The organism is Alkalihalobacillus sp. AL-G, from assembly GCF_030643805.1.
In the GTDB taxonomy this organism is placed as follows: Bacteria; Bacillota; Bacilli; order Bacillales; family Fictibacillaceae; genus Pseudalkalibacillus.
Window position 1 is genome coordinate 3,609,510 of the sequence record NZ_CP094656.1, and the last position, 19,018, is coordinate 3,628,527.

General features: G+C 41.3%; 12 protein-coding genes. All 12 read right to left on the bottom strand.

The genetic code is table 11. The features are described 5' to 3' along the window. Nucleotides 1-231: 231 nt before the first annotated feature. Nucleotides 232-1,182 (bottom strand): TIGR03943 family putative permease subunit, encoded by a 951-nt coding sequence (locus MOJ78_RS18435; protein ID WP_304978784.1) that lies wholly within the window; start codon nucleotides 1,180-1,182, stop codon nucleotides 232-234. 13 nt (nucleotides 1,183-1,195) lie between these two features. Beyond that, nucleotides 1,196-2,203 carry a permease gene (locus MOJ78_RS18440; protein ID WP_304978785.1) on the bottom strand — a complete coding sequence of 336 codons (1,008 nt, stop codon included), beginning with the start codon at nucleotides 2,201-2,203 and terminating at the stop codon, nucleotides 1,196-1,198. Nucleotides 2,204-2,597: 394 nt separating this feature from the next. Continuing rightward, on the bottom strand, nucleotides 2,598-4,187 hold the full coding sequence (locus tag MOJ78_RS18445; protein ID WP_304978786.1) for a metal ABC transporter solute-binding protein, Zn/Mn family: 1,590 nt from the start codon (nucleotides 4,185-4,187) through the stop codon (nucleotides 2,598-2,600). A gap of 784 nt (nucleotides 4,188-4,971) precedes the next feature. Next, the gene (locus tag MOJ78_RS18450) at nucleotides 4,972-6,168 is read right to left on the bottom strand and encodes a PDZ domain-containing protein (RefSeq protein ID WP_304978787.1); all 1,197 of its coding nucleotides are present in this window, start codon (nucleotides 6,166-6,168) and stop codon (nucleotides 4,972-4,974) included. Between the two features lie 313 nt (nucleotides 6,169-6,481). Beyond that, nucleotides 6,482-7,942, bottom strand: a complete 1,461-nt coding sequence (locus MOJ78_RS18455; RefSeq protein ID WP_370529824.1) for a S41 family peptidase — start codon at nucleotides 7,940-7,942, stop codon at nucleotides 6,482-6,484. Between the two features lie 1,027 nt (nucleotides 7,943-8,969). Next, complete coding sequence (locus tag MOJ78_RS18460) at nucleotides 8,970-10,187, bottom strand: murein hydrolase activator EnvC family protein (protein ID WP_304978789.1); 1,218 nt, start codon at nucleotides 10,185-10,187, stop codon at nucleotides 8,970-8,972. Nucleotides 10,188-10,291: 104 nt separating this feature from the next. Continuing rightward, nucleotides 10,292-11,185 carry a permease-like cell division protein FtsX gene (gene ftsX / locus MOJ78_RS18465; RefSeq protein ID WP_304978790.1) on the bottom strand — a complete coding sequence of 298 codons (894 nt, stop codon included), beginning with the start codon at nucleotides 11,183-11,185 and terminating at the stop codon, nucleotides 10,292-10,294. Beyond that, nucleotides 11,175-11,861 carry a cell division ATP-binding protein FtsE gene (gene ftsE, locus MOJ78_RS18470; RefSeq protein ID WP_304978791.1) on the bottom strand — a complete coding sequence of 229 codons (687 nt, stop codon included), beginning with the start codon at nucleotides 11,859-11,861 and terminating at the stop codon, nucleotides 11,175-11,177. The genes ftsX and ftsE overlap by 11 nt, the downstream gene beginning before the upstream one ends. Nucleotides 11,862-12,214: 353 nt before the next feature. Further along, the gene (locus tag MOJ78_RS18475; RefSeq protein WP_304978792.1) at nucleotides 12,215-13,111 is read right to left on the bottom strand and encodes an acetamidase/formamidase family protein; all 897 of its coding nucleotides are present in this window, start codon (nucleotides 13,109-13,111) and stop codon (nucleotides 12,215-12,217) included. A gap of 357 nt (nucleotides 13,112-13,468) precedes the next feature. Beyond that, nucleotides 13,469-14,332: a YitT family protein gene (locus MOJ78_RS18480; RefSeq protein ID WP_370529825.1), complete on the bottom strand. Its 864-nt coding sequence runs from the start codon at nucleotides 14,330-14,332 to the stop codon at nucleotides 13,469-13,471. 505 nt (nucleotides 14,333-14,837) lie between these two features. Beyond that, nucleotides 14,838-15,939, bottom strand: a protein-coding gene (gene prfB / locus MOJ78_RS18485) for a peptide chain release factor 2 (protein ID WP_304978793.1) whose coding sequence is annotated in 2 segments (ribosomal slippage) — nucleotides 14,838-15,866 and nucleotides 15,868-15,939 — 1,101 coding nt in all. Because the reading frame shifts where the segments join, the coding sequence is not laid out codon by codon here. A gap of 98 nt (nucleotides 15,940-16,037) precedes the next feature. Next, the gene (secA, locus tag MOJ78_RS18490; RefSeq protein WP_304978794.1) at nucleotides 16,038-18,545 is read right to left on the bottom strand and encodes a preprotein translocase subunit SecA; all 2,508 of its coding nucleotides are present in this window, start codon (nucleotides 18,543-18,545) and stop codon (nucleotides 16,038-16,040) included. Nucleotides 18,546-19,018: the final 473 nt, after the last annotated feature.

Here is a 19,018-nt window from a genome sequence, read left to right on the forward strand (position 1 = left end):
TTTATATGGTGTTCCCAAATAGTCACAGAGCTTAGTTTTTTAGTCTACTGTCGTTATTTGCCTTTAAATATACATTTGGTAATATGAAGCTTGTTGGCCAGCTTTAAGACAATCAACTAAGGGCTTTTTTCATAAATCGGATATTACTTCATAACAGAATATGCCAAATCTTGAATAAGTGAAAACGACGTTAATTAAGCAGCAAAGGTTTGTTTTGCTATAGAATCTCCTTTACTTAATTTTGATTAATAATGGATAGACATAGGGTTCGGAAGGTTCTTCTATCACTTTCCATTTATTCACTTTTATCATTGACATTTCAACCTCATTGTAAGTTGTAACACCCAATACCCCGTCAATTTCAATCCATGTGTCTTGTTTCAATTTACTCGCTTGATCAAATTCAGATAAAAATCCTATGATACTCGCATCAGCTACACAATGTGTAATCAAAAACCTAGATATTACTAGTTGATTTGCATTAAATCCTTCTTCTTTATACACGAAGCCACTTAACTTAATTTTTTTCCCAACAAATGCATTTGGATCCATACTAATTCCTTCATAATAAGATGAAAAAACATCCCCTTCCATTTTTATTACATCTAATTCATCTAACTTCCCTATTTTTTTATCAAATTCCTCTTGAGTTAGATAATTATTATTTGGTAAAGCTTTATTATCATCTTGTTGATCAATGTTGTTACGGTCGGATTGATCATTTGTAATATCCACGGAAGATGTGCCATCTTTTTCCTGAGGCGTCTCTTTTACTTCAGATGCGGACTCTATACTGTTACTTGTCTTTTGTGGTAAAAAGGACCCTTTTTTAGCTGCAATGGAAGAATCCAATACAGCTGGTGATAGTGCATACCCAGTGAATAACGGAAAGATAATGATCGAATAACTTACTATTTTTTTGGGGAATGAAGCTGAATGTCCATGGTCATGGCCACAATCAGCGGAGCAATGTTCATCATGTTGATGATGACCCTTTTCCCATATCCTGAAAAGCTGAATCAAAAAGAGAAAAACGAATACTCCTGCAGCAAATTGGCTCATCATCTCATACTTTGGATTTATATATTTTGTTATGTCGCCTGTATAATGCAATTTTATAAAAAAAATTGCAAAAGCTGCTAAAATTACTGCTCTTAACAATTGTTGCAAGTGAAAGCGCATTTTCGTTCACCCCTTACAATAAACTAGATAAATTAACACATATAAATACAATCAACGTAATTAAAAATACTAAGATTAATACAAACTTTACCTTAAACACACTCAATAACATTATTGTGTTCTTCAGATCAATCATTGGCCCATACACTAAAAATGCTAATATCGAAGTAGAAGGGAATAGATTTCTAAATGATGCACCAATAAAAGCATCAGCCTCTGAGCATAATGATAAGATGAAGGCAAGCCCCATCATTACAAGTGAAGACCCTAATAGCCCTTCACCAAATAAGAAAAGTGATTTTGCAGATACATAGGTTTGTACAGAAGCTGCTATAAAAGCACCGATGATTAAATATTTCCCCATATCAAAAAACTCATCAATTGAATGTTTGATCATATCGATTAATCTATCAATAAAAGATCTTTTGCTATTCGTTAAAGCTGTTGTCAGGTTCATATCATATATGGAATGCTTCAATTGGTTCGTTTTATATAGTTGACTAATGATAAGTGCAATGAACAGGGCAGCTACAAAGCCCACTCCCATACGTAAGCTTGCCATTCTAATGTCATTCCCAAACGCCATATATGTAGATAAAATAACAATCGGGTTGATTAACGGACCTGTCAACAGAAAACCTATGCCAGCATGTAAGGGTACACCTTTTTTTATTAACCTTCTTACAATTGGGACAATTCCACATTCACAAGCAGGAAAGAACGCGCCGACAATACAGCTCATCACAACAGCAAAAAACTTATTTTCAGGTATCCAACGCCGGATATGTTCTTCTGTAATGAAAATTTGAATAAAACCTGCAATCAGTACCCCTATTAACACAAATGGGATCGCTTCTATTAAAATACTAAGAAAAATAGTATTTAATTGTTGGAAAGAATTAGGTACATCAAGTGATAATTCCTGTCCAAAAAATTGACTAAAGGAAATAAAATAAAAAGCAATGCCAATAACGATTATAGCTGTAAAATCAATTTTATATGAATAAAGCCAACGAAACATCCTCGTTCATTCCCCCAATAAGTCCCTATTCTTTTTTCACATTAGTGAATACATAAAACAAAATAACTTTTATTAAGAATTATATTCACAATTATAAATCGTAATGCTTTCGATTTGCAAATTATTATTTCATTACATAAAAAATAATACTATCAGTTCCTTTGCTAATTTTATCAATGAATGAAATGAGGTATCGAAGCATATAGAATATCTGGAGAAGGATGTTATATCGCCCTTTATGATACAATTTTGAACCAACTTTATTGTGAATGTTATCAAAAATCCCTAAAATAACGGAAAGCACATATTAAAAGTAATAATATGTGCTCTTTTTTTATTCAATTAAAGCGCCGCTAAAAATGTAAATTGGCAAGCGTTTCTTGCTACTCCTAATTTAATGCTCCATCATTTCATAAGCAATGTCATGGCCATCCATTTCTGATGGGTAGTAAGTAGGCCAGTTGGTTACTTCATCCAATAAAGCTTTACGGTCGTCACCCCAATACAGGTGATAGTGATTAGCTTCAGTCGGATAGATACTATGATCACTAAACTGAATATATCGAGGAAGTCCTTCAGCTTCTTCTTCTAGTTTAAACACGTATCTTACCCCTCTATTTCCCGCATCATATGTTAGAATTTCGTACCCATCGTAGATATACTCCCCAGAATATTCTTCTCCATTTTTGAAGAACGTTACAGTGTCGTCTTGTATTGCAATACGACCAACATCTGTTTGGTACCCTTCATTATAATATTCCTTATATTCTTCCGCTGTCATGTCACCTTCATGTTCTGCTTTATAAGCAAATACTTCGTTAAGCGTACCATCTTGAAGATATGGGTATACAGACTGCCAGTCTCCTTCCCAATCGGAAAGTGATCGATTCTTCACTTGACTGTCTTCAAAATATCCTTCATAAATTTTTTCTGTTTCTTCATCATGTGCATGACCGTGCTCGTGTTCACCATCCTCTTTTGACTTAGAAGATTCCCCGGACGAAGGTTCAGATAAAGCTTTTTTTAGTTCCTCTAAGTTGTGGTTCATGAGTGTAAAGTAGTCCTCATTATTCCTTATATCTTCTTCTGTCAAAACGGATAAATTGTGTATCCGTAAAGCCTCTGCATCGATTTCCTTTCTAACTAAGTCCGCCACTTTAGGAGTTACATTCTGTTCAAAAAACACATGATTCAAACCGTACTCTTTAGCAGTCTCAATGATCTTTTGTACCTGTTTTTGTGAAGGCTCGTTAGAAGGGCTCAAGCCGGACACTGCGATTTGCTCGATCCCATAGGATTTCTCCCAATAGCCATAAGCTGCATGAGATACAATAATTTTATTCTCTGGTAAACTTTCAAGCTGTGCATGGAACTCTTGGTCTAAGTTTTCAAGCTTTCCTTTTAACTCTTCAAAGTTTTTGTGAAACGCTTCTTCTTGCTCAGGTTTTAATTCAACTAATAAATCTTTTATATGCTCCGCCAACTGAATAGAAAGAATAGGATCCAGCCAAATGTGCGGATCTTGATCCCCATGATTATGTCCAGCATGTTCGTCCTCGTGACTGCCTTCCTCTCCTTCATGGTTATGAACATGCTCTTCCAAGTTAATTCCTTTTGACGCTTCTAGTATCTTGACGTCTTCAGATTGAATAGATTCGGAGATTTGGTTTGCATATGACTCTAAACCTGCTCCATTATAAATGAAAGCATCGGATTCAGCGATTTCCAGCATTTCTTTGGTGGTTGGTTCATAAGTATGCGTATCTGATCCCGGCGGCAGAATAGATTCCACAGAAGCTTGATTCCCTGCGATTTGTTCAGCAAAAAACTGAAGAGGATAAACCGTTGTAAAAATCTTTAACTCTTCGTTAGACCCTTGTGGTTCTTTTTCGCTTTCACTACTGTTTGTTGCTTCTCCTCCACACGCAGCCAACGTAAAAATTACAGTAAATAAACTAAGTACGCCTACAAATTTTTTAAACAATTTCAGTCCCCCTTTTATTCGGTTTCGGTAACCATCTTATCGTAATGATTACGATTTGTAAATAGGAATGATTACGATTTATAAAATATAATGATTCCTCTTAAACCCTAAAAATCCAGCCGGTTCAATAAAATCGCTTAGTGACATTGAGGAAACGTCCCACAAATTTTAAGTTTCGAAACAAAAGATAATTGGGAAGATCCCGTTTTCTGAGTGAGTTTACACAGAAAATCCCGAATAGTGGACTTTTTTATAAGTGTCCATTATTCGGGATACAGTTTAATCAAAGTACTGAGGCTGTTTAATGTCTATCATAATTTAGTTGAATAATGATTAAGAATGGATAATGCAAAGGAAAAGTTTTATTCGATGTCCTTAACATTTGTAAATTTACTACTATGGTACAATAATTAAGTAACACCCTATAAAAATAAGGACAATCGATCCAACAAATAGTGTGGCACCCGCTCCAATTGATATTGAGAAAAGATTGTTTATAACACCTTTCCACAAAATCTTTAATAAGAACTTTTCGTCTGAATCATTAGTGTATAAGTTTTGTAGATATATTGTTAAAACACTAATTGTCAATAAACAAATCCCTAAAAGTAATACGACCCAACCATTTTGCATTTTGCTCACTCCAGTTTAATCGCTCCAAAGATATCCTCCAGCTCGGTACTTTATATACCCTTTTACTGTACCATCAATCAAACCAGCATTTTTTTGAATTTATTAATATCCTTTATTTCGAAACAATTCCAGTTAATTATGAAAAACCACACTACCCGATCGCCCTTTTGCGTTTGGCTTTTTCCGGCTGGGCGAAGAGCAGTCCGAGCTCATGATGCTCATTTTCATACAACGATCGTTGAACAAATCGAACTTCCCCGTTAAAATCAAGAACCTGGAGCTTACAATACGCAGCATTGCTCTGTAACGCCATGTAAAAATCCTCAACCCGCTCCATCGTGATTCCATTCACACGAGTGATACGCTCCCCGATCGACACATTCATTTTCGAGGCAGGTGATCCCGGAATGATCCCAAGAACGCGGATCCCCTCATTTAATGCGCTGAAATAAGGTGCCCGTTCCACCTCAAGCTTTCGATAATATAAAATCAAGACAGTTCGGACGACCACCGCAAATCCAACAACAGCGATTCCGAACACAGGCAGATCGAAATATATGAGTGCAATCGACCCCGCCAATAGAATCAATCCAAGCCAGAAAATACGTACACCAAACGCTTTTACTATCGGCCCAGGCAATGACTGAGAAACCGCATGGTGAAATCCGATTGCAAACGGCACAAGAGCCAAACCGACACCTGTTTCCCCAATTTGCAAAAACGGGAACCAGCTCGTCGTCGCAATCGTCGTTCCCGGCACGAGCACGAACATCGGTACAAGCCAAATCCGACTGACGACATGTGCACCAATGCCTTTACCTCTTTTACCACGCAACAAAATCGGTGACGTATGCTCAGCACCAACAGATATGAGCAGCACGCCTTCCATGACAAGAAACATCGCAACGAGCAACGCGATCATCCCTAGAGGTGCCCCTTGCAAACCCGCTATCCATGTATCAATCAGCTGGACTCCCGTTTCAATCGGTGGAAGGTATGCTGCACTTACATAGGTTAACGCCCCTGCAAACACTGGATTCAAGAAATTTTTCCGTAAAGTAAGACCTAGAAGTATGTAAAACAAAGACATGACAGCAATGACGCCAAAAGGTAAAAACAGTCCAGCGAACACGCTTAAAACGGAAAAAATCAATCCGACTACGAGCCCTGGAAAAATCCCGCGCGCATAATCATCCAGCACATCATAAACCCGAACAAAAAAATCACTCCGCTCCCTTTTTACACGTGTCACCGCATGAATTCCGGTAAAGATAAGAATGGCATAGAACAGAGGATTTAGGAAAAACCAGCCTGTCCCTTTTAAAATCTCAATTACTTGATCTATCATATTTGATAGCCTCCACTAGCTAATCTACTTGTTTCTTTGTTCGTTTTAACTCCGTCTAAATAAAGTACGTCCCCTTATAGGATTCGTTACATCATAAAAAAGAAAGGGGATGACTTCACACACTGGTGCCAATCTCCAAAAACAACATTTCCGCCTTTCCAAACGGCTGTTGTAAACGGAGTAAGACACTGGTGAATCATCCCTTACTATTTCGATATAGAAGTCCATCCATCCTGCTTTATAAACGAATTTAACGAAGGGTGCCTGTCACTTATTGAATTCGACAAAATTCAAGGAGTAACAGGACCCTCCTTTATTTAAACAGAACTTCGATTGCGGTTTGAAGCTGAAGGTCATATTTTCTTTGGTCGACTCTGTCCAGCAGCTTCTCTTCCATTTTACTCGCAGTTTCTTTATTCACTTTACCCGATACCGTTAGACCGTTAGCATTTTGGAAGGCACGGACGGCAGTTTCTGTTTCTTCATCAAAATAACCATCTGTCCTACCTGGATTGAACCCAAGCCCTTTCAAAATCGTCTGGACATTTTTCACCTGATCACCATTCATATCGAAGGCTAACGGTTTTTCAACCGTTATCGGACTTGCGTAAAAGTATTCAGGCTGCTTCACTTCGATCGTCGGCTTAACCCCTTTTTCATTGATCCAGTTGCCATCCGGTGTCAGCCATTTGAACATCGTAAGCTTGATGCTGCTTCCATCATCCATATCGACCGCTTGTTGAACGGTTCCTTTACCGAATGACGTTTCACCAACAAGCTCGTATCCGCCCGCTTCTTTTAGCGCAGCAGCTAAAATTTCGGAGGCAGAGGCACTTCCGCGATCAATAAGACCGACAATCGGATACCCTCTCTCTTTCGATCTGGATGAGAAGAACCGCTGTTTTTCACCGTTCCGTGCTTCGATCTGTACGATCGGTTCATCCTTGGTCACGAACAGCTTGGCAATGTTCTCGACGCTTTGGAGGTAACCGCCGGGATTACCACGAACGTCAACAATCAATCCATCAATTTCTTTATCTTCGAGGGATTTCAGCTGTTTTTCAAAATCATCAGCTGTGTCCTTTGAAAAGGACGTAATTCTGATGTGACCAATTTTCTTTCCATCATTTTCAATTACATCGGAGTAAACCGTTTCAATCGGAATTTCATCACGCTTTACTTTAATCGAAAGCGTATCATTTACTCCAGGACGCTTAACTCCAAGTGTGACCGTCGTCCCTTTTTTACCACGAATTTTTAAAACGGCATCGTATAGATTAAGACCTTTCGTGCTCTCGCCATTAATCGAAACAATCTGGTCTTTCGGACGTAATCCTGCATTTTCAGCTGGAGAATCCTCAAACGGTGCTACGATCGTCACATAACCATCCATCATCGTAACCTCTGCACCTATTCCTTCAAAAGACGACTCAAGCGTATCACTGAATTGTTCAGCCGTTTCCGCATCCATATAAACGGAATAAGGATCGCCAAGGGTTTCTACCATGCCCTGAATCGCGCCTTCCAACAGCTTTTCCTTTTCAATCTTTTGATAATACTGCTTCGAAATCAATTCGTACGTTTTTTCAATCTTTTCAAATTCTTCGTCTGTTCCGGAACCTTCGCCTAAATCAATTCCGAGACTTTTTTCCGCGGCTTCTTCTAGTGGTGAGGAGCTTTCCTCATCTGAAAATAACGTCATTCCAGCATATGTTCCACCAGCACCAACTGCAAGTGAGCCAGCGACGATTAATGTGATCACTTTCCCTTTCAAATTTACGTTCATCCTATCACCTCTCGAGTTTGCAGGAAAAGGCACCACACCTCCACGATGCGATGCCCCTATCACATGAGTAAGGTCCCCCGAATTCCGAACTGTTCTCCTACTCATTCTACTATATGAACAGCTTGTATCCTTTATGAATCAAAATAAAGTTACCGTTCATTGTCATACACGGCATCTATTTATTAATGAAGTTAACAAATCAAGCAAGCTAAATTCATACTACTATACGAAAGGAAAAGGAACAAGGATTTAACCCGAATAAAATTCAGACTTTTTATGGAATTTTTTAGAAAGGATCAATCCAACTATGATGGAAGTATACTTGGTTAAGGATTTACGGGACTGAACCTCCTTGATTTTAGGAGAATACGTCCTGGAAAAGCAATTTGCGGGACTCGATCTCCTATATTTTAGGAGAACGTGTCCTGGAAAAACGATTTGCGGGACCCAACCTCCTATATTTTAGGAAAACGTGTCCTGGAAAAACGATTTGCGGGACCCAACCTCCTATATTTTAGGAGAACGTGTCCTGGGAAAATGATTTATGGGACTCAACCTCCTAGTTTTTAGGAGAATATGTCCTGGAAAAGCGATTTACGGGACTCAACCTCCTATATTTTAGGAGGATGTGTCCTGGGAAAATGATTTACCGGATTCAACCTCCTAGTTTTTAGGATAATGAGTCCTGGAAAAATGATTTGCGGGACTCGACCTCCTAGTTTTTAGGAAAATGTGTCCTGGAAAAATGATTTACGGGACTCAACCCCCTAGTTTTTAGGAGAACGTGTCCTGGAAAAATGATTTGCGGGACTCAACCTCCTAGTTTTTAGGAGAACGTGTTCTGGGAAAATGATTTGCGAGACTCAACCTCCTAGTTTTTAGAAAAATGTATTTATATGAAATTCTTCAATTTTTGTTTTTTCACTAAAAAACAAGCCTCGGATCGTATCCGGAGCTTGTTCGTAAAAACGCAGCTTGTCCAATTGTCGACAAGCTGCGTTTTTTTCGTTTCATATTAGAAGAAGTTCAGTGGGTCGATTGCATTTGTCTTATTTACATTCCATGAACCTTGGTGGATTTCAAAGTGCAAATGCTGACCGGTTGAATATCCAGTGCTTCCCATCAGTCCGATGGTTTGACCTTTTTTAACAGTTGAACCTGTACCAATATAACGCTTACGCATGTGTGCATAAACCGTCGTGTACGTTTGACCGTTGATGTAGTGGGCAATAAAGATTACGTTTCCATAGCTTGTTGAATAGTACGACTTGATGACTGTACCCGCTGCTGATGCAACGATCGGAACCGAACCGTTTCGAGCAATGTCCACTCCCGGATGCATCTCGCCCCAGCGTTGTCCGAATCCTGACGTATATATACCTGCTGCCGGTTTCATGAACATTCCGCCCGTTACTGTCGGTGTTGCTGCTGTTGATCCGCTATTTGCTGCCGCACGACGAGCTGCCTCTTGACGACGCTTTTCTGCTACAAACGCTGCTTGCTGCTTAGCAAGAAGATCTGCTTCGTCCTCCAGCTTGTGCAAATGTGCGTGCATTTGCTCTTCCTCAGCCTTTAAATCACTAAGCAAAGCATTTTTCTCTTGAACCTTTGCATTAAGCTCATCTTTTAGGGCTTCCAATTCATCCATTTGCTTTTTCAGGCCTTCAAGCTTTGATTCAACTTCCTTTTTCGCCTTTTCCACCGCTTTTTTATCCGCTCTATGCGCTTCTAGGATCTGTTTATCCTGCTCAGCGATTTGGTTCAAGGCAAAGACACGATCAAGGAAATCGCCAAAGCTCTGGGAACCGAGCAACACTTCTATGTATTGAACCGAACCGCCGTTTTCATACATCGCCGTTACACGACTCTTCAGCATTTCATCACGTTCAGCGATCCGCTTTTTCAACACTTCAATTTCGCCTTTAAGCTTTTCGATTTCCTCTTTTGTTTGTTGAATTTCATCCTCTTTTGTTTCAATCTTGCCTTGGGTGTCGGCAACCTGCATATCTAACTTCTTAATTTGGCCGTCCAACTGTTTCTGATGCTCTTTAAGCTCTTCTATTTTGTCTTTAGTTTCATCCTGTTTCGATTTGATTTCCGATCGTTTTTCCTTCACATCAGAGATTTTATCATCAAGTGAATTGGCAAGCGCTTCGTTCTCGGCAGTGATACCAGGAACGCTTCCAAGTAATAAACTTAGTGAAGCTACCGCTATAATCAGTTTCTTTTTCACACTTCCATCCTCCATTCATTTCATTTCCGTGTGTGTTCAAAAAGCTGGCAAACAGGGGTTTACTGACTGGCTTCCTTATTTGCCGGTTACTTCCTGAACATCCCCTACACTTTTAAAAATTTACGGACAGACGTCATGCTGCCCCATACTCCGATGAATGCTCCGATAACAACTAGAAGTCCTGCTAGTTGAAGCATGAGCGGATAAACTGGTAGAAGCTGGAATAGAATTGTTTTCATGTTCATGCTGACCGCTTCATAAACGAATTGATAGGCAAAGGTCAGTATGCCGATCGGTATCAACGCACCTAGTACACCGAGTAGGAATCCTTCGACAAAAAATGGCCATCTGATGAATCCGTTCGTTGCGCCTACTAGTTTCATAATCTCTATTTCTCTACCACGTGTGACAATCGTGATTTTAATCGTATTGGCTATTAAAAACATTGCGGTAAATAACAGACCGACGATAAGCACCAAGCCGACATTACGGGCTGTATCCGTTATCTTAAAAAGTTTTTCGACGGTTCCTTTTCCGTAGCGGACTTCGCTGACATATTGCATGGTTTCAATCTCTTCCGCAATATCAGGCGTGTCTTGAGCCCGTTCTGTTTTAACCGCAAAAGCATCCGGTAAAGGATTTTCATCTTCAAGAGACTCAAAGACTTTTCCTTCATCTCCTAAACTTTTAATCAGTTCCTTCAAACCTTCTTCTTTTGGAACATACTTAACACTGGATACTTCCTCAATTTCCTCTAGTTTCTGCCCCAATTCCTGATGCTGCGCTTCCTCTGTTGTTTTATCTAGATAAACGCGAATTTCGACATCATCCTCGATCTGTGAAGCGATCGAGTTAATGTTTAATAGTAAAACGAGAAAAACACCAACTAACAGCAATGTAACTGTCACGGCACTGATTGAAGCGAAGGACATCCAGCCATTACGGCCTAGGCTCTTGAATCCTTCTTTTACGTGACGACCAAGGGTTCTAAATTTCATAGCCGTAATCACCCCTTTGCTCGTCACGAGCGATGCGTCCGCCTTCAATCGCGATAACCCTTTTCTTAATCGTGTTTACAATTTCCTTATTATGGGTAGCCATAACAATAGTGGTACCTCGATTACCGATTTCATCAAACACATCCATAATCCCCCATGCTGTGTCTGGATCGAGGTTACCCGTAGGCTCGTCCGCGATGAGAACCGGTGGCTTGTTGACGATTGATCGCGCAATCGATACACGCTGCTGTTCTCCTCCGGATAGCTCATCTGGCAAAAACCGCGCTTTGTTCTTGAGACCTACGAGATCCAATACTTCCATAACCCGTTTTCGGATAACCTTCGGGGTTTCCTCGATGACCTCGAGAGCAAACGCGACATTTTCATAGACAGATAGTTTCGGCAAAAGCTTGAAATCCTGGAAAACGACACCAATTTGTCTACGAACAAATGGAATATTCCGCTCCTTGACCTTTGTAAGGCTTTTACCGTTAATAATAATGCTCCCCTTCGTCGGCTTTTCCTGGCGGTACATACATTTAATGAATGTCGATTTACCCGCACCACTTGGACCGACTACATAGACAAATTCCCCTTTGTCGATATGGACGTCTATCCCGTTCAGCGCCATAACGCCATTCGGATAGGTTTTCCATACGTCATGCATTTCTATCAAATTGATCCCACCCTATGTATTGTCTAGCTGTCAAATCTCTGCTGTTGTCGGAAACTCTATTTTATTTATTTCTATCTATTTTATCGGTTATATTGCTAGAATTGTTTGACAATATTTGTTGCACAGTCTATTATAACATCTTATTTCGTCATTTTAAGGCAAATTCGTATTACATTTGTGTTTCAAATGTGCCCATATTTTGACAAAATGCGCATTGTGTATCGTACAGATTAGTCGTTAAACTTCGACAGCATTTTACCTTTTCTACACTAACTTAAAAACTCCTTCTAGAAAATAGTCTAGAAGGAGCAAAAAATTTCTTATTTTGGTAAACACATGGTACTAGACTTGGTTTAAAAGAGTTGAGGGACCAGCGTTTTTGGTATTGAAACCTTAACAGTAATAAGTGGATTGACTATCTGACTAATTTTCAGATCACACGTTGCACTTAGCAGTCGATACGCATCTTCAAAGTCTAAGGCCATCGTTCGTTGAATATGTTGAACCGTCATGAGTAGAGCTCGTTCAATGGTAGATTCGTAGCCCTCTCCCGAACAAAGGATCAGGTAAGAGTTGCTCGTCTCCACGACCGGACTTTCGATTTTCCAGTTTTCCGCCTTCGTTACGGTAAGCTGCACAGCACCGGCAACCTCAACACCCGTTCCATCGAGTTCACCGTCCCCCATCGCCGCATGCATATCGCCAAGTCCTAGCAAAGCGCCGTCATGGCGAACAGGAAGATACACCTTGCTCCCGGTCGTAATCTCCTTCGTGTCGAGATTACCGCCATGATCCCCAGGTGTTTCATTTTGAATGCTGCCTTTCGTTGGAGCAACCCCAATGACACCGACCATCGGCTGAACAGGAATCCTAATTGTTTCGGAAAAATGAATAATATTTTCGTTGATTCGTAGAATTTTTGTGGTCGTGTTGCCGATTTGGCTGCCAAGTGGTCCAAGCCCTGGCATCATTACCATCACGCCATAATCATTCAGTGTTATCTCGCCGACCTCGATACAAAGAACATCACCTTTTCGCACGCCATTTATGTAAATTGGACCGGTTGCCTGATTGATTTTACCCGTTAAGTCTAGGTTGGTTCGGAGCGTGCGTTCATCCGTTATCCGTCCACCGTAGCAGTCGTGCGTTTCGACCATGACCTTCTCACCAAGATCGATCGTATAGGTAGGATCATTTTCCGACGAAAAATGAGTGAACGTTCTGTCTCGGAATAAAGTTTTTATACTCATGAAAAAGCCTCCGCTTCAGATCATCGTTTTGCAGGTAATTATACCATGAGGAAATACATGTAATGGGTCCAATTGGGTTGATTTACGGATGCCTCTTGACAATGATTTCAGGCGCTAATAGCCTGCGAAAATTGTAAGCGGACTATAGTCTGCATGCACCCGAATAAAGTAAAAATTCGCTTGTAAAATCATGTTCTTTTCACACAAACATTCACAGTTTCTAGTAAATGGTGCAGGTAGAGGCATGGAATTCCGATAATATTTTAACAGATAATGGGAGATATTTACTGACTTAAATCCCCATATAAGTAAAAAACCAGATCGCGTACCGACCTAGTCTGGATTATACCTTATGCTCTACCCTTGATTGAATCCTTCCCCAAGGACCTCATTCGCATTGACGATTATAATGAACGCGCCAGGGTCGATCCTTTTCACATGCTGCTTAAGACGGGTGACCTCGTACTGGGCAACAACACACATGAGCATCGGACGTTCTCGGTCGGTAAAACCGCCAGACGCTTGAATACGCGTCACGCCTCTATCAACCTCACGGAAAATCTCATCCCGCACCTCATCCTGCTGGTCGGTAATGATGTATGCCATTTTCGAATAGCCAAGTCCCATCTGTACGACATCAATCGTTTTAGCCGTTAAAAACATACCGATTAACGCGTAAAGTGCCTGTTCAATTGAAAAAACGAATGCCGATGTAACAACAATCGTCCCATCAATCATCAGTACGCAGAGTCCTAAAGATAAACCGGTATACTTATGCACGATCTGGGCGAGAAGATCGATTCCTCCAGTCGATGCTTTTCCACGAAACACAATACCTAATCCAAGTCCGACTCCGAGCCCGCCAAACAACGCACCGAGCAGTGGATCAGCCGTAATCGGCTCTGCATCCTCCGATAAAAAGACAACAAGCGGCAAGAAAACCGTCCCGATGAATGTTTTGAGCCCGAAATGCTTCCCAAGCACTATAACCCCTGTAACAAACAACGGAATATTGAATGCCCACTGAACAATTGAAGGCTTCCATCCAAATACATCTTTTAAAATCGTGCTTATTCCAGCAACACCGCCTGATGCAATATTGTTCGGCAGCAAAAACAAGGTAAACGCAAGTGCGACTAAGGTCGAACCGATCAATACATATATATAATCAAGAGCCACGAGCAGCTTTGGGTTGACTCGATTCCTGCGAACTGACATCATCATGAAACTTCACTCACTTCATTAAATAAATGTTCAAAAAGGAGGATCAAAAGGGCCGAGAAGTTCGAGGCACGACAGTCTCGAGGACCGGATCGTATAAGTTTAATACGTGAGGACCGGAGAGACCGAGTAACGAAGAAATTCGACAGCAATTTTTACCGGACTTTTTGAAATACCACTAGTACATATAACCTACAGAAGTATATCACTCCCCCAGAATGAAGTAAATTTTTCGGATAATTGCAACAAATCTTTATTAAGGTAAGGCCAGAAGCTAATAAAATTATGTCTAAAGTAGGGTTCGTGGCCGAATTATTGGATTGTGTGCTTGAATTCCCAAGTTCAATACTTAAAAAACAAGCAAATAGCGCTCAAATCTGATGAAAATGTACTTTTCCGATTAAATTTAGGTTAAAACGCGATAAATAATCCCTTCAAAGTTAAAAAAAGAGCTTCCAACTGAAAAACCCCTCGGTCGACCAGACCAGAGGGGAATCAATTGAGATTATTTCATTTGTGATCGTAGGTAGGCGTCGATGAATGGACTGATATTGCCGTCCATAACGCCTTGGACGTTTCCAATCTCGACATTCGTCCGGTGATCCTTCACCATGCTGTATGGGTGGAAAACGTAAGAGCGAATCTGACTTCCCCAGCCGATTTCCTTTTGCTCACCACGGATTTCATTGAGTTCCGCTTGTTGTTCTTCAATACGCCTTTGATAGAGCTTTGCTTTTAACATTTTCATCGCTCGATCACGGTTTTTGATCTGTGAACGTTCAGTTTGGCAGGACACAACCGTATTCGTTGGAATGTGTGTCATCCGAACTGCCGAATCGGTCGTATTGACGTGCTGACCGCCAGCGCCACTTGCACGGTACGTATCAACCTTAATTTCATCCGGTTTGAGTTCGATTTCAATGTCATCACTTAATTCCGGCATAACCTCACAGGAAACGAACGAAGTATGACGCCGACCTGATGAATCGAACGGCGAGATCCGAACGAGACGATGCACGCCTTTTTCAGTCTTTAAATACCCGTAAGCGTTGTGCCCCTTGATGCTCAAGGTTACACTCTTCACACCCGCTTCATCTCCCGGCAAGTAATCGACGGTTTCGACCTTATACCCCCGATCCTCTGCCCAACGCGTATACATACGCAACAGCATTGACGCCCAATCCTGGGATTCTGTTCCACCAGCACCCGGATGAAGCTCCAACAATGCGTTGTTTTTATCATGTGGTTCACTTAAAAGCATCGTCAGTTCAAAGTTGGAAAGCTGTGTTGAAAGCTCCTTCAAGTCACTTTCCAGCTCACTTTGCAGCTCCTGATCCTCTTCCTCTTTTACTAGCTCATGCGTGACTTCCAGGTTTTCATAGGTTTCCTCGAGCTCATGAAACTCGTTCACGATCCCTTTCAGACCGTTCACCTCGTTGATCACCGTCTGAGCGGCATTTTGATCGTCCCAGAAATTCGCAGCCGTCATCTGTTCATCAAGCTCCGCAATTCGGGCTTCCTTGTTATCTAAGTCAAAGAGACCCCCTAAAGTCTTGGATTCTCTTTTGCATCGCATTCAATTCTTGCTTCATTTCAACTAAGTCCATGCTGCATTCTCCTTCATATCAGTTAAAAATCACTTCAATAAAAATTTAATTAAGGCGAAAAGAAAACTTGGCGATTGCCAAGTTCCCTATTATTATAGTTATGCACCGTGGCACTGTTTATACTTCTTCCCGCTTCCACATGGACAAGGTTCGTTTCGTCCGATGTTCGAGCTCTTGCGAACAGGCTTTTTCTTTTTCTGTTCCTGTGCTTTCGGATCAACTGCTTTTCCTTCCGCAACCTTCTCACGCTGAAGGTTTTTCTCGACCTGCGCCTTCATGATATAGGTTGAAACTTCCTCTTCGATCGATTCTACCATCGTCTCGAACATTTGGAAGCCTTCGAACTGATACTCACGAAGCGGATCGTTTTGACCGTAAGCGCGCAAGTGAATTCCTTGACGGAGCTGATCCATCGCATCGATGTGATCCATCCACTTCCGGTCGACCGAACGCAACACGATTACTTTTTCAAATTCACGCATACGCTCTGGTTCGATTTCTGCTTCCTTCTTATCGTACTCTGCTTTCACAATATCCAGCAGGTGTTCAATAATCTCTTCCCGCTCTTTACCGCGAAGATCTTTTTCCGTAACCGAGCCTTCGCTTAAGAATGTTGCATTTCCGTAATCGATGATCGCCTTCATGTCCCAATCCTCATGAACCTCTTCCTCTGGAGTATGGGCTTCAACGATTCGTTCAACAGTCGATTTGATCATTGCGTCTACGATTTCACGCAGGTTTTCCGAATCTAAAACTTCCGCACGCTGGGCATAGATGATTTCACGCTGTTGACGCATCACATCATCATACTGAAGCAATTGCTTACGAGCATCAAAGTTATGACCCTCAACACGTTTTTGCGCAGATTCAACCGCTTTGGTGACGATTTTGCTTTCAAGTGGCTGATCCTCTTCCATCCCGAGGCGCTCCATCATATTCATCATGTTGTCCGAGCCGAAACGACGCATCAATTCGTCTTCCATTGAGATGAAAAATTGAGACGAACCTGGATCCCCTTGACGACCCGCACGACCACGGAGCTGATTATCGATACGGCGTGATTCGTGACGCTCTGTACCGAGAATGTGAAGTCCGCCAGCTTCGATGACACCATTGCCAAGCTTGATGTCCGTACCACGACCGGCCATGTTTGTCGCAATCGTAACCGCGCCCTTTTGACCAGCATCCTCAATGATCTGAGCTTCACGACCATGGTTTTTCGCGTTCAATACGTTATGCGGGACGCCTTTTTTCTTTAGATGCTTTGCAATAAGCTCAGACGTTTCAACCGCAACCGTACCGACCAACACAGGCTGACCTTTTTGGTGGCGATCCGCGATTTCATTCACAACGGCACGGAATTTACCCTCCGTTGTTTTATAAATCAAATCAGCACGATCTTCACGCGCAATCGGCTTATTCGTCGGAATCACGATAACGTTCATATTATAAATGTTGCGGAATTCTTCTTCTTCCGTTTTCGCTGTACCTGTCATACCTGACAGCTTGTTGTACATACGGAAGTAGTTCTGGAACGTGATGGTCGCAAGTGTCATCGACTCTCGCTGAATGTCGAGACCCTCTTTCGCTTCAATCGCCTGGTGCAACCCATCGCTATAACGACGACCTGCCATCAAACGCCCGGTAAACGGGTCAACAATGACGACTTCGCCTTCCTGAACGACGTAATCTGTATCCCGATGCATAGCAACGTGTGCTTTTAACGCCTGATTAATGTGATGGTTAATTGACACATTCGAAATATCAAACAGGTTTTCTACGTTAAAAAACTTTTCAGCCTTAGACATACCTTCTTCAGTCAGCTGAACGTTTTTCGTTTTTATATCAAAGGTGTAATCTTCTTCTTTTTTCACTTGATGAATGAATTGATTCGCGATTCGGTACAGTTCCGTCGATTTTGCCGAGCTTCCGGAGATGATGAGCGGTGTACGGGCTTCGTCAATTAAAATCGAGTCAACCTCATCGACGATCGCATAATTAAGCGGCCGCTGAACCATTTCTTCCTTATATAAAACCATGTTGTCACGGAGATAGTCGAAACCAAGCTCGTTATTCGTCGCGTACGTGATATCGGCAGCGTAGGCTTCCTTCTTCTCCTCTTTCGACATGCCGGTTACGTTCAAGCCAACCGTCAGTCCAAGATACTTATAAATTTCGCCCATCTGCTCAGCGTCACGAGCTGCAAGGTATTCGTTGACCGTTACGAGATGAACACCCTTACCTTCGAGCGCATTCAAATAGACCGGCATTGTCGCAACGAGCGTTTTACCTTCACCGGTTTTCATTTCAGAAATATTTCCTTCATGCAAGGAAACCGCACCCATGATCTGAACAGGATATGGTCGTTCTCCACGTACTCGGGTTGCTGCCTCACGAACAACAGCAAATGCTTCAATTAGAATATCATCTAGTGTCTCCCCGTTCTTAAGACGGGATCTGAATTCATCTGTTTTCGCACGAAGCTGTTCATGTGAAAGCTTTTCCAATTCTGGCCCGAGCGCTTCCACCTCGTCCGCATACTTTTGAAGACGACCAATTTGACGATCGTTACCAGTTGGGAAAATCTTTTTAATCATACCAATCATTTAGTTATGCACCTCTATTTATAAACAGATAGTTTTGAAAATTCTTCTTAAATTGGGTTAGACGCAGAACCTGCATCAAGCTGAATGGTTACAACCTACCCTATTGTATAAAATTAGTCCATGTTTTATTTTAACAGTTTGAACGGGTAAGGACAAGAATTCGTGCGGTTTATGTGAAGTGCAATCCTCTCTTCATAAGGGGATCATTATACAATGGAGCAAAAATACAGTTTAAGGTCAGCTCACAATTATAGGATATGTACAGCTTTATGGTGAAAAATTTATGGTATTATGAATGCAAATAAAAATAGGAGGTTAATCGTGATCTTCGGTTTCTTTTATATCTTCACGGCTGTTTTAAGCATTATGATGACCATTTTACTTTTATACTTAGGGGAAAAATTCAAATCCACCTCACCATTCTTTGTTGCTAGCTTAATTTATATGCCAATAACGTTTTTTGCTTGGAAGAT